Raw genomic sequence first — 12,954 nt, forward strand, 5'->3', positions numbered from 1 at the left:
GCCCCGCGCCGCGTGGACCCCGCCGGCCCCGGCCGCGCCGTCCACCGACCCGGCCGGCGGGATCAAGGCCGTGCTGCGCTCGGACGCCACCCGGGCCGCCCTCGCCACGGCGATGGAGACGGGCGGCGGCCTCGGGGACCATCTCACCCGGGTCGCGCAGTGGCTCGGGCGGCTCCTGCTGCTGTACCCCGTGCCGTTCACCCACCTGGTGCCCGACGAGCGGATGCTGCCGCGGGAGTCGCTGCGCTTCTTCCACCTGGACCCGACCTGGCTGGACGCGCTGGTCTCCGGTGCCCTCAGCATCGGCGCGCAGTCCAGTCGGGACACCCTCGAGGACCAGACCGTCGCCGCCACCATCCGGGCGGCGGCGCAGGCGCAGGCGGCTGGATACCGCGAGACCCAGCGCGGCACCGCGCCGGAGGATCCCGCGCCCGCGGATCCCGCGACCGACGGCGACGGCGCGCTCGGGCCGGTCTCCGGTCTGCTGCTGCGCTCGGCGCTCGTCTCCGGCTGGCCGAACCTGGCCGTACGCGCCAGCGACGCGGCGGGTGCGCCGCTGCCCATCCTGCGGATGGACCACCTCTCGCCCACCGTGCTGCTGTGCCTGTTCGACGGCCTGCCCGCGGCCGTCGAGCTCAGCGAGCCCCAGGAGGGCTTCCGGTTCGGCGTCGAGGACCACGGTCTGATCCCGCTGCGGAACCTGCTGCCCCCGCCGCACGCTCCCGAGGGCCGCCGGCTCGGCGAGCAGATCGGCCCCGACGTCACCTTCCCCGTCCTGGACCACCTCAGGGCCGGTGCCGGCAGCGGCCGGGTCCTGGACCTCGGTTCGCTCATCCCCGCGCTGACGGCGGCCCTGGACGCCGCGCACGGCACCGCCGTCGGTTCCCTCGGCCCCGCCGACCTGGCCCTGCAGATGGTCAGGATCCCCGAGGCCATCCGCTTCACCGGCCCGAACGGAGACTGAAGGTGACCGCCCGACCCGCGCTCGTCGTCCCCGTGGACCTCGACGTCCTCGTGGTCAACCGGGCCCTCCAGGGCCGCGACTCCTTCCGCAGCTGGCAGCACACCTACCAGGCGCTGGACGACTACCTGAGCCCGGAGCCGGACGGGGGAGACCGCCAGAGCAACGACCCGGTGCACAGCCACACCGGCGTCCACCTGCACTGGACCCTGCCCCGGGGACTGCGCCACGGCGTGCAGGACCCGGCGAGCGGTGAGATCCGCTACCCGCTGGTGCCCAACCGCTGGCTGGTGATCCGGGTCAGCGGCGCCAGCACCCGCGGTGCCCGGGCGTGGGTGATCGAAAGCGACTGCCCCTACAGCCCGCAGGCACAGGACGACGGGCACGACTTCGCGCGCTCCAGCCCCTACCTGGCCGACGCCACCACCCTGCGTGCCTGGCAGGCCAGCCCCGACCCCTACCGCAACACCATGGATCCCGACGTCGCGCAGGTCCAGATCGGGCTCGCCTTCGGACACACCGACGACAGCCCGTGGACGGAACGCGCCGGCCGGGACCCCCTGTTCGTCACCGCCATGGCCAGCGGGAACCCGTACTTCACCACCTACACCCCGCACAACACCAACGTCTTCTCCTTCCTCGACGACCTCGCCGACCTCGCCGACGTCGGCTCAGCCACCGTCCTCGGCTACCGGGTCATCGGCTGGTACTCCGATCCGGACGCCGACGTGCTCGGCTCCCGCCCGTCCGGCACCTCCTACGCCGACCACCTCGCGCACCTCGGCTGGCAGGACCCCAGGCTGACCGGCGAGGCCGATCATGACGCCGCGGTCAGCCCGATCACCCGCAGCCTGTACGCCGGCACGGCCCTGAGCGTCGGCTGGGATCCCGCCGCGACCGCGGCGCCCATCCCGGACCCGCTGGACACGATCCAGGACAACGGCGCGCTGAGCGTCGCCCTGGGCAACACCACCGAGGACGCCTTCACCGCCCTCGCCGGCCAGGCGCTGCACGCGAACGGTGCCGAGCCCTCCGCCGCCGACCTGGCGCTGCTGCGGGCGTTCCTGCACGACCTGCTCGCCGTCGCCGAGGAGAAGGGCGGCGACGAGCGGGTACGCCGCCAGGTCCGCGACGCCGCGTTCGCCACGTCGGCCGGCGGCCATCGTTGGACGGTCGCACCACCCCCCGCGGACACCTCGCCCACCGACGGCTCGAACGCCGAGGCCGCGGCGCCGCGCCCCTTCGTCCCGCCGGCGTGGCTGGCCACGCTCAACGACGATCAGCGTCAGCTCGACGAGCAGCTCGGTGAGCTCGCGGACCTCCAGTGGCGGCTCAACGCCCTGTGGCTGAAGAACGGGATCGCGGGGGCGGCGATGTTCCCGCCCGACGATGCCCCCGACCAGGACCTGATGGCGCAGGAACTCGACGCCGAACGGGAGGGATCGCTCGCCCACACCGTGGGCGTCCGCACCGCCCAGGTGCGGGAACTGGCCGCGAAGGTCCCCCAGCCCGACCACACCCAGTCTCACGCCAGCGCCCACGACGCGTTCCTCGCCGGGGTCGCTGCCTTCGCCGAGGCGTTGGGGCTCGCCGGGGGAGCCACGCTCAAGGCCGTCCCCCGCGCCCGATACGCGCAGAGCAACAACCCCGTGGTGAGCCTGTCAGGGATCCTGCCACCGGCGGACGCGACCGTTCCCGACCAGCCCATCGCCGTACGGCCACTCACCCCCGGCGGTGCCGCGCTGATCAGCGCCGTCACGGTCGCGGGCACGACGATCACCGCGGTACCCGGCAGCGGCCCGGTGCCCGCCGTCGCGGGCCTCGACGCCTTCCCGCCCGAGGTACCCGGGCTGGTCGCGGAGTACTTCCTGCTCGACCCCGGCAACGCCGCCGCGCTGGCCGCCGCCAGCGGCCTTCCGACGGAGCAGGTCACTGCCGTCGTGAGCGCCCACCCACCCGCCGCCTACACCGGCACCCTCCCGGAGCTGGGTCTGGAACCCTGGGCCCAGCCCTGGGAGCCGCTGTTCATGGACTGGAAGATCTCCTACCGGCACATCCCCCACACCGTGGGCACGCAGCGCTGCTGGACCTTCGACGGCACCGACTACCGCTTCACCCCGCAGGGCGTCGACGTTCCCCTGGACCGGGTCGTCGTCACGGGGATCTGCGCGCTCGGCCCGCATCCCCGATCCCTGTTCGCCGCCAGGCTGAAGGAGTACGTCGCCCAGCACGGCAGCGACGGCCAGCAGGACCAGATCGACGCCTGGCTCGCCGCGATCGGAGACTGGGGACTGCTCGCCCAGGAACTCACCGGCTTCAACGAGCGCCTGGCCGCCCGCGACCCGCGCGCCTTCCGTCGCCCCACGGCCGATGACACCGACTTTCCGACCGTCGCCGACCTGGTCGGCTACCCGGACGCCGCCACCGAGGACAGCCTGCCCGCGCGTTACCGCGGCCGAGTCAACAGCGTCCCTTACCTGCCCGGCAGCGCCAGCGCCCCCTTCCACGAGACCCGAGCCGGGCAGATCTGCGTCGAGGAGCTCTTCCTCTACGACAAGTTCGGCCGAGTCCTGGAGGTCGTCAGCGCCGACACCGAGAGCAGTGGCCTGCACGACTACCGCAACTTCCCGCTCACCGTCGACACCGCCCTCGCCGTCGGGACCTCGCTGACGCCCACGATCGCCTCCGTCGCCCAGCTGCCCCCGCGTCCCCTGCAACCCGCCCGGCTCGACTTCGAGCTCCTGGACGCCCAGACCGGCACGCGTGTCGTCGGCACCGCGGCCGACCCCAGCCCCATCTGCGGCTGGATCCTTCCCAACCACCTCGACCGCAGCCTGCTGCTCTACGACCCGGCGGGGCTCCTGCTCGGCACCTACCGGCTGCTCACCGGAGCCGACGGCCGGCGCACCGGCCAGTGGGAACCCCCGCCCGGCGGCGCCATCACCACCCCGGACCAGCTTGCCGCCCTCGCCCCCGAGCTCGCGGCCCTCATCGGTTCCCCGGCGCTCGCCGGAGAGGCGAACGTCACGGCCTTCCTCGACGTCATCGACTCCACCCTGTGGACCACCGACCCGCTCGGCCAGCGCGCCGACCAGAACCTGTCCCTCCTCCTCGGGCGCCCGCTGGCCCTCGTCCCCGCGCAGCTTCGGCTGACCCTCGAGGGACCCCCCATCCGCGACACCGCGTGGGCCGCCACCCTCGACCCGCCGCCGCCGACCTTCACCAGCGACCAGTTCGAGATCCGCCTCGGCGACGTGGCCGCCCGCGACGACGGCCTCATCGGCTACTACGCCACCGACTCGCAGGGGGCCTACGACTTCGCCAGGTTCCACAGCGTCACCGCGCCCGACGACCAGCAGGACTACATCACCCAGATCGGGCCGCCCGACACCGGCACCCCGCCGACCGACATCGTGCCGGCCGGGAACTACATTCCCGCGACGTTCGGCGATCCGGCGCCCACCCGGCTGCTCCTGCTCCTCGATCCGCGTGCCCCCGTCCACGCCACCAGCGGCATCACCCCCACCGCCATCGTCACCGTCCCGCCTCGTCACACCGACGACGCGCTGCGTCACCTGCAGGCGCTCTTCCGGTTCGGTCCCGTCCTCACCACCGAACACGCTTCGACCAGCCCGCCCGACTCCGGCTCAGGCCCCGACTCCGGCTCAGGCCCTGACGCCGACGCTGACCCTGGCCGTGCCTCGGAGGCCGGGACGCTCGCCTTCCCCCGGCCGGCCGAGAAGAACGGCTCGTGGTCCTGGCTGCGCCCGGCGCCTCGGGATGCTCCCTGGGCGCCGTACGCGCTGATCCCGGCACCGCTGGAGGCGCGGTTCCCGGACAGCCCCGTTCTGCTCGAGGACGGCCTGCTCCGCTTCCTCGCCGACCCGGAGCAGTAACCACGTTCCTTTCCGCAGGCACGCCAGAACACCGCCAGCCGCGACCCCGCAGGCCAGGAGGATCTCGCCATGCCCGAAAACCCTCTGTTCGACTACCGCCCCGCCACCAACCCGTCACCACTGGAGGCGGGTGGTGACCCCGAGAAAGGCACCAAGGCTCAGATCAACATCTCCGTTTCCGCCGGCGCACAGAACGTCTACTCCGACCGGATAGCGGTTGTCGTACCGGTGAACACGCAGAGCGGCACCGCGTTCTTCACCGAGAATCCGAGCATCGCGGTGAACGACGCCAGGTGGAAGCCGGTGGCGCTGGAGAACGACGGGGACGAACTCATCGCGTCCGACGCCACTCACTACGCGGTCACCTTCCACAACGCCAGCTTCAAGGATCCGGTCACCTACCCCCTGGTCTTCAGTATCAGCGGCTCGATCGCCACCGCCACCGGTGACCCGCTCCTCGTGCAGGTCATCGAATCCTCCAGCACGAAACCGCAGGGATTCACCAAGAAGAATCCGAGGAACCTGACCTTGCCTGTCATCGAGCCCATCTTCTACCTGCGCAACTTCCTGTCCCGCAACCCGAACCGGTCGAGCATCCCCAGAACGCGGATCGACGCCGGCGACCCCCTCCAGCTCGCCTGGGAGAGCAACGGCACCTACTTCTGGCTGTACGACGGCATCAACGACGACCCCGTGTACGACGGGACCGCTACCTCGTGGTTCGACCCGTCGTACACGATCAGCAACGACACCACCTTCGTTCTGAAGGCGTCCGCCGCCGGCGGCGAGCAGCAGACCGACAGCACGCAGCAGGCCACCGACGGCTTCGAATCGGTCGAGCTGTACGCCAGCCTCACCGTCACCGTGAACAATCCCACCCTGACCGGACTGACCGTGACCGGCGATCTTTCGGTCGACGGGATTATCACCGGATCCGGCGGTGCCCGTTTCGACGAGGACAACGGGACCTTTGTTCGTATTCGCGAGCTGCGGGGGCCCGGCGGTGAGCATCTGAAGGTCAACAGCACCGTCGAGGTCGTCGAGGGCAACGACGTGTCCTTTGCCGGCGATCTTTCGGTGGACGGGAGTATCACCGGATCCGGCGGTGCCCGTTTCGACGAGGACAACGGGACCTTTGTTCGTATTCGCGAGCTGCGGGGGCCCGGCGGTGAGCATCTGAAGGTCAACAGCACCGTCGAGGTCGTCGAGGGCAACGACGTGTCGTTCGCCGGCGATCTTTCGGTCGACGGAAGCATCACCGGATCCGGCGGTGCCCGCTTCGACGAGGACAACGGAACCTACGTGCGTATCCGCGAGCTGCGAGGGCCATACGGTGAGCATCTGAAGGTAAACAGCACCCTGGAGGTTATCGAGGGCAACGACGTGACCGTCGCCGACAGCCTGTCCGTCGCCGGCAACAAGGTGGTCCGCGACGGCGACTCGATCCGCCTGTGGAACGAGCAGAAGGGCGGCTATCTCTACTCTTCTGACTACGACTACACCGACGACCGCAAGTACGTGTTCATCTGGAAGCCGGGCAGCCTCGTCGGCGGCTCCAGTTGGTCGGTCTCCCGCGACTGAATCGCCTGGACGGACGCAGCCGCCGGCGGGATCGTAGAAGATCTTCGGTTGCGTCAGATTTCGATGTGCGCGCCCATGATGACGGTGCGGTCGCGGGGGAGTCCGAAGTGTTCGGCGGCGTCGGCGGTGATGTAGGAGGTCGCGATGAACAGCCGCTTGCGCCAACGTGCCATGCTCGGCGCGTCCCCGACGCGAAGCTCGATCTTGGACAGGAAATAGGACGCCTGGCCGAGGTTCAGTCGCTGTCCCTCGATGGTCGCTGGGTCGAGCGCCCTGAGCGCGCCGAGCACGTCTGGTTTGTCCATGTAGCCGAACCGGGCGGTGATGTGGCTGATGCCGTCGTCGGCATAGCCGAGGTCGTCCACGGCGATCCGCCCGTTCGCCGGGACGCGAGGCACCGGCAGGGTCTCGACCGACATGATCAGGACGAGGTCGTGGCGTACGTGGTTGTGCTCGACGTTGGCCCTCAGCGCCAGCGGGGCGGTCTGTTTGCCGCGGTTGAGGAACACGGCCGTGCCCGGCACCTGGGCCGTGGGCGATGTGGTCGCATGCAGCTCTTCGACGAAGTCGCGCAGTGATCCCTCGCGGGTGTGCCGCTGCGCGGTGACGATCTGTCGTCCTCGCTGCCAGGTCGTCATGACCGTGAAGGCCGTCAGCGCGATGAGCAGCGGCAGCCATGCGCCGTGGACGAGCTTGGTCAGGTTGGCCGCGACGAACAGGAGGTCGACCAGCAACAGCACGCTCGCGCCCAGGCCGAGCAGCCATCGCGGGGTGTGCCATCTGAGCCGGGCCACGTAGAAGAACATCAGGGTGGTGATGGTGATCGTCCCGGTCACCGCCATGCCGAACGCGTAGGCGAGGGCCGCCGAGCTGCGGAACGCGAAGACGAGTGTGAGCACCGAGACCATCAGCAGCCAGTTGATCCATGGGATGTAGATCTGGCCGATCGTGGACTCGGAGGTGTGGGCGATGCGCAGCCGCGGCAGGTAGCCGAGTTCGGCGGCCTGGGACGCGACCGAGTACGCCCCGGTGATCACGGCCTGGGAGGCGATGACCGTCGCCGCGGTGGCCAGCAGGACGAGCGGCAGCCGTGCCCAGCCGGGAGCGAGGAGGAAGAACGGGCTGCTGATGCGATCCGGGTGCTCGAGGAGCAGCGCTCCCTGGCCGAGGTAGCTGAGCACGCATGCGGGGAACACGAGCAGCAGCCAGGCCCGGGTGATCGCCCTGCGGCCGAAGTGCCCCATGTCGGCGTACAGCGCCTCGGCGCCGGTGACCGCGAGCACGACCGCCGCCAGGGCGAAGAATCCGATGCTGATGTGATGGACCAGGAAGCTTGCCGCGTAGGTCGGCGACAGTGCCTTGAGGATGGCAGGGTGTCCGGTGATGCCGGCCACCCCGAGCACGCCGACGGTCACGAACCAGGCGATCATCACGGGTCCGAAGATCCGGCCGACCGCGGCGGTGCCGCGCCGCTGCACGAGGAACAGCACGACGATGATCGCCGCGGTGAGGGGCACGACGAGGTCGTCGAACGATGGTTTCACGATCTTCAGGCCCTCGACCGCCGACAGCACCGAGATCGCCGGGGTGATCATGCTGTCGCCGAAGAACAGCGCGGCCCCGAAGATGCCAAGCCCTGCCAGCACGGCGGTGGCTCGCCGGCTCCGCTGGGTGCCCAGGCGCCGCAGCAGGGTGATCAGCGCCATGATGCCGCCCTCGCCGTCGTTGTCGGCGCGCATCGCCAGCAGGACGTAGGTGACCGTGACGATGATCATGACGGACCAGAACACCATGGACACCACCCCGAACACGCTGTCCGTGCTGACCGGGACGGGGTGTGGGTCCTCCGGGTTGAAGACCGTCTGCAGGGTGTAGATCGGGCTGGTCCCGATGTCGCCGAACACCACTCCGAGCGCACCGACCACCAGTGCGAGCCGCACCACGTCCCGCGAAGGCGGAATGTGGGCGTCCGACGGTTGCGCCGGCGCGGGCTCCGGGGCCGCCTGCTGCCGATCCGTCACATGGGTCCTCTCTGGCTGCGGGTGCGGGTGCGGGTGCGGGCTGCGGGCTGGGGTCCGGCGTCCGTGCCAGACCGTACCGCCCGTGCGGGGCCGGGACTCACAGATCGACGGACGGTTCCGGTGTCCATGCTGCGGCTGGGCGGGTGTATCCGGCGGCGCCGCGACCGGGCTGGTGACGGCGGTCGGCGACACCGCGCCGGAAGGCCCTGAAGCATCCGCATCCGGCAATTTTCATGATCGCCGTTAGTGTTCTGTTAGAAAGTGCCGGGTCCCCGTTAGAAACCTGTGAGTGATCGCCGGAAACGGTATCGATCGCGCTTTACTGGCGACGCTGCTCGCCCGCTGTCCGTACACGGCGGCGCGGGAGGGAACGGCTTTCGTTGCTGGAGAGGGAGGACTCGTGCTCGACGTGGTGTACGTCGCGCTGACACTTGGGTGTTTCGCGCTGCTGGCGCTCGTTCTGCGGGGGGTCGAGCGGCTGTGACCGCTGAGAACATCGCCGGTCTCGTTCTGGCGATAGGGCTGGGCATCCTCATGATCGCGGCTTTGCTGTTCCCGGAGCGTTTCTAGTGTCGACCACGACCGCGGGAATCCTGGTTGTCGCGCTGTTGGTCGCCGCGCTGGTGGCGACGTATCGGCCTTTCGGCGACTACATGTACCGGGTTTATTCGAGTGAGAGGCACCTGCCGGTGGAGCGGGCGATCTACCGGCTGACCGGCGCGAATCCGAACGTGGGCCAGCGGTGGACCGTCTACGCCCGCGGCGTGCTGGCGTTCTCCGCCGTGTCGGTGCTCTTCCTGTACCTGATGCAGCGTGTCCAGGACCATCTGCCCTGGGATCTGGGCTTCTCCGGAGTCTCGCCCGCGCTGGCCTGGAACACGGCCGTCAGCTTCACCACCAACACCAACTGGCAGGCCTACTCCGGTGAGTCGACGATGTCGCACTTCACCCAGATGACCGGCCTGGCGGTGCAGAACTTCGCCTCGGCCGCGGTCGGGATCTCGGTGGCCATCGCGGTGGTGCGCGGTTTCGCGCGGCGGCGGGCGCCGGTCGCCTCCGGGCCGGGCAGCCTGGACAACGTCGTGGGCACCGGTGACGAGATCGGCAACTTCTGGGTCGACCTGACCCGGACGATCGTGCGGATCCTGCTGCCGATCTGCGTCCTGGGGGCGATCGTGCTGATCGCCGGTGGGGCGATCCAGAACCTGCACGGCACCCGGGCGCTGTCGACCCTGGCGGGCGGTGAGCAGGCGATCACCGGCGGGCCGGTGGCCAGCCAGGAGGTCATCAAGGAGCTCGGCACGAACGGCGGCGGCTTCTACAACGTCAACTCGGCGCATCCGTTCGAGAACCCGACGACGTGGACGAACCTGTTCGAGACCTACCTTCTGCTTATGATCAGCTTCTCGCTGCCCCGCACCTTCGGCCGCATGGTGGGCGACCGCCGGCAGGGCCTCGCGATCGTGGCCGCGATGGCGGTTATCGCACTCGGCAGCCTCGCGGTGAACATGGCGTTCCAAGGTGCGCACCACGGCACCGTCCCCGAAGCCGTCGGCGCGGCGACCGAGGGCACGGACTCCCGGTTCGGGGTGCCGAACTCGGCGTTGTTCGCGACCGCGACGACCCTGACCTCGACCGGCGCGGTGAATTCCTTCCACGATTCCTATACCAGCCTCGGCGGCGCCACGCTGTTGTTCAACATGATGCTCGGCGAGGTGGCACCGGGCGGCGTCGGATCGGGCCTCTACGGAATGCTGGTTCTCGCCGTGGTGACGGTGTTCGTGGCCGGTCTGATGATCGGTCGAACTCCGGAGTACGTTGGGAAGAAGATCGGCGCGCGGGAGATGAAGTTCGCGTCGATGTACTTCCTGACGACGCCGATCATCGTGTTGTTGGGTGCCGGGGTGGCGATGGCGATGCCGGGTCAGCGGGCCGGCATGCTCAACAGCGGCGCGCACGGCCTGTCGGAGGTTCTCTACGCCTTCACCTCGGCCGGTAACAACAACGGCTCCGCGTTCGCCGGAATCACCGTGAACACGACCTGGTACAATACCGTGCTCGGCCTCGCCATGATGTTCGGACGTTTCCTGCCGCTCATCTTCGTGCTCGGCTTGGCCGGGTCGCTGGCCCGCCAGGCACCCGTTCCCGTCACCGCCGGGACGTTGCCGACCCATCGGCCCCAGTTCGTCGGAATGCTCGCCGGCGTCACGCTGATCATCGTCGCGCTGACCTTCTTCCCCGCGCTGGCCCTCGGGCCTCTCGCGGAAGGGATTCACTGATGAGCACCACCACTCTCGCCACGCGGGCGGACGCCGCGGGAGACAGGCACCAGCCTCTCCCCGAGCAGCCACGTCGTGTCGGCGGCGGCCTGCTCGACCCGAAGCAGATGTGGAAGTCGCTGCCCAGCGCGCTGCGTAAGCTCGATCCGCGCACCCTGTGGCGCAATCCGGTGATGCTGATCGTCGAGGTCGGCGCGGCGTTCACCACGATCCTCGCGATCACCGACCCGTCGGTGTTCGGCTGGCTGATCACCGCCTGGCTGTGGCTTACCGTGGTCTTCGCCAACCTGGCCGAGGCCGTGGCGGAAGGCCGCGGAAAAGCCCAGGCCCAGGCGCTGCGCCGGGCAAAGACCGACACCCAGGCCCGCCGGCTGGTCGACTGGCGGCCGGGCAAGCCTGCCGAGGCCGCGGCCGAGGAACTGGTTCCCGCTCCCCGGCTGGCCCAGAACGATGTCGTGGTCATCGAGGCGGGGGAGTTCATCCCCGGTGACGGCGACATCGTCGAGGGCATCGCCAGCGTGGACGAGTCGGCGATCACCGGCGAGTCGGCGCCGGTGATCCGCGAGTCCGGCGGAGACCGCTCGTCGGTCACCGGTGGGACGAAGGTGCTCTCCGACCGCATCGTCGTGCGGATCACCCAGAAGCCCGGCGAGAGTTTCATCGACCGGATGATCGCCCTGGTCGAGGGGGCGAACCGGCGGAAGACGCCGAACGAGATCGCGCTGAACATCCTGTTGGCCGCGCTCACCGTCATCTTCCTGTTGGCCGTTGCGACCCTGCAGCCGCTGGCGATCTACTCGAAGGCGCAGCAGCCCGCGCTGCCGGACACCTCGACCCTGACCGGCGACGGGATCACCGGCATCGTGCTCGCGTCCCTGCTGGTCTGTCTGATTCCGACGACGATCGGGGCGCTGCTGTCCGCGATCGGCATCGCCGGGATGGATCGGCTCGTCCAGCGCAATGTGCTGGCGATGAGCGGCCGGGCTGTCGAGGCCGCGGGCGACGTCAACACCCTGTTGCTCGACAAGACCGGAACGATCACCCTCGGCAACCGGCAGGCGAACGCCTTCATCCCGGTCGGGGGTGTGAGCGAGGCCGAGCTGGCCGATGCCGCCCAGCTGTCCTCCCTGGCGGACGAGACCCCCGAGGGCCGCTCCATCGTCGTGTTCGCCAAGGAGAGGTACGGCCTGCGCGAACGCACCCCGGGCGAGCTGCGGCACGCGACCTTCGTGCACTTCACCGCACAGACCCGGATGTCCGGTGTCGACCTCGCCGCGGAGTACGCCGAGCCCGCCGGGGCGGCGCTCAGCCGGCAGGTGCGCAAGGGTGCGGCCAGCGCGGTCACCCGGTGGGTGCGCGAGAACGGGGGTGTGGTTCCGACCCAGGCCGGTGAGGTGGTCGACGGCATCTCCGCGTCCGGTGGCACCCCGCTGGTCGTCGGTGAGGTCATCGAGACCCCGTCGGGCCCGGTCGCGCGGGTGCTCGGGGTCATCCAGCTCAAGGACGTCGTGAAGTCCGGCATGCGCGAGCGCTTCGACGCGATGCGGCGGATGGGCATCCGCACCATCATGATCACCGGTGACAACCCGCTGACCGCGAAGGCGATCGCGGACGAGGCCGGCGTCGACGACTTCCTCGCCGAGGCCACCCCGGAGGACAAGCTCGCGCTGATCCGCAAGGAGCAGGCCGACGGCAAGCTCGTCGCGATGACCGGTGACGGGACGAACGACGCGCCCGCGCTGGCCCAGGCCGATGTCGGGGTGGCGATGAACACCGGCACCTCGGCGGCCAAGGAAGCCGGCAACATGGTCGATCTCGACAGCAACCCGACGAAGCTCATCGAGATCGTCGAGATCGGCAAGCAGCTGCTCATCACCCGCGGAGCGCTGACGACGTTCTCCATCGCCAACGACGTCGCGAAGTACTTCGCGATCATCCCGGCGATGTTCGCCGGCGTCTACGGCGGCCTGGACAAGCTGAACATCATGCGGCTCGCCAGCCCCGAGTCGGCGATTCTCTCCGCCGTCATCTTCAACGCGCTGGTCATCGTCGCGCTCATCCCGCTCGCTTTGCGGGGTGTGCGGTACACGCCGGCGAGTGCGTCGAAGCTGCTCAGCCGCAACCTCTACATCTACGGCCTCGGCGGAATCGTCGTGCCGTTCGTCGGCATCAAGATCATCGACCTGCTTGTGCAGTTCATCCCGGGAGTGGGCTGA

Annotated in this window: 7 protein-coding genes and 1 pseudogene; 7 read left to right on the top strand and 1 reads right to left on the bottom strand. The window is 69.7% G+C overall.

The annotated features are described in order from the left end of the window. The 3 genes and pseudogenes from FREUN1FDRAFT_RS26710 to FREUN1FDRAFT_RS26720 all read left to right on the top strand — a co-directional run. Positions 1–964 (top strand): annotated as a pseudogene (locus tag FREUN1FDRAFT_RS26710) (hypothetical protein); the annotation flags it as partial. 2 nt (positions 965–966) lie between these two features. Then, positions 967–4,857: a hypothetical protein gene (locus FREUN1FDRAFT_RS26715; RefSeq protein WP_006543392.1), complete on the top strand. Its 3,891-nt coding sequence runs from the start codon at positions 967–969 to the stop codon at positions 4,855–4,857. A 69-nt stretch (positions 4,858–4,926) separates the two neighbouring features. Continuing rightward, on the top strand, positions 4,927–6,438 hold the full coding sequence (locus tag FREUN1FDRAFT_RS26720; RefSeq protein ID WP_006543393.1) for a hypothetical protein: 1,512 nt from the start codon (positions 4,927–4,929) through the stop codon (positions 6,436–6,438). Positions 6,439–6,491: 53 nt separating this feature from the next. Here FREUN1FDRAFT_RS26720 and FREUN1FDRAFT_RS26725 read toward each other — a convergent pair whose 3' ends face one another. Further along, on the bottom strand, positions 6,492–8,459 hold the full coding sequence (locus FREUN1FDRAFT_RS26725) for a potassium transporter Kup (protein ID WP_006543394.1): 1,968 nt from the start codon (positions 8,457–8,459) through the stop codon (positions 6,492–6,494). 289 nt (positions 8,460–8,748) lie between these two features. Between FREUN1FDRAFT_RS26725 and FREUN1FDRAFT_RS44300 the strand changes: the two genes are divergently transcribed. Genes FREUN1FDRAFT_RS44300 through kdpB form a run of 4 tightly spaced genes read left to right on the top strand, consistent with a single transcriptional unit; the run spans position 8,749 to position 12,954 of the window. Further along, a complete protein-coding gene (locus FREUN1FDRAFT_RS44300; RefSeq protein ID WP_006543395.1) occupies positions 8,749–8,943 on the top strand; it encodes a hypothetical protein in 195 nt (64 codons plus the stop codon). Beyond that, the gene (locus FREUN1FDRAFT_RS26730; RefSeq protein ID WP_035953673.1) at positions 8,940–9,029 is read left to right on the top strand and encodes a K+-transporting ATPase; all 90 of its coding nucleotides are present in this window, start codon (positions 8,940–8,942) and stop codon (positions 9,027–9,029) included. Before FREUN1FDRAFT_RS44300 ends, FREUN1FDRAFT_RS26730 begins: the two co-directional genes overlap by 4 nt. Next, positions 9,029–10,738, top strand: a complete 1,710-nt coding sequence (kdpA, locus tag FREUN1FDRAFT_RS26735; RefSeq protein WP_006543396.1) for a potassium-transporting ATPase subunit KdpA — start codon at positions 9,029–9,031, stop codon at positions 10,736–10,738. The genes FREUN1FDRAFT_RS26730 and kdpA overlap by 1 nt, the downstream gene beginning before the upstream one ends. Next, on the top strand, positions 10,738–12,954 hold the full coding sequence (gene kdpB, locus FREUN1FDRAFT_RS26740; RefSeq protein WP_006543397.1) for a potassium-transporting ATPase subunit KdpB: 2,217 nt from the start codon (positions 10,738–10,740) through the stop codon (positions 12,952–12,954). The genes kdpA and kdpB overlap by 1 nt, the downstream gene beginning before the upstream one ends.

Source organism: Parafrankia sp. EUN1f (assembly GCF_000177675.1).
GTDB lineage: Bacteria > Actinomycetota > Actinomycetes > Frankiales > Frankiaceae > Parafrankia.

Bases quoted from the DNA above. Each gene is read 5' to 3' on its own strand.
- FREUN1FDRAFT_RS26720 (WP_006543393.1), top strand. From the start codon at position 4,927: ATGCCCGAAAACCCTCTGTTCGACTACCGCCCCGCCACCAACCCGTCA.
- kdpB (WP_006543397.1), top strand. From the start codon at position 10,738: ATGAGCACCACCACTCTCGCCACGCGGGCGGACGCCGCGGGAGACAGG.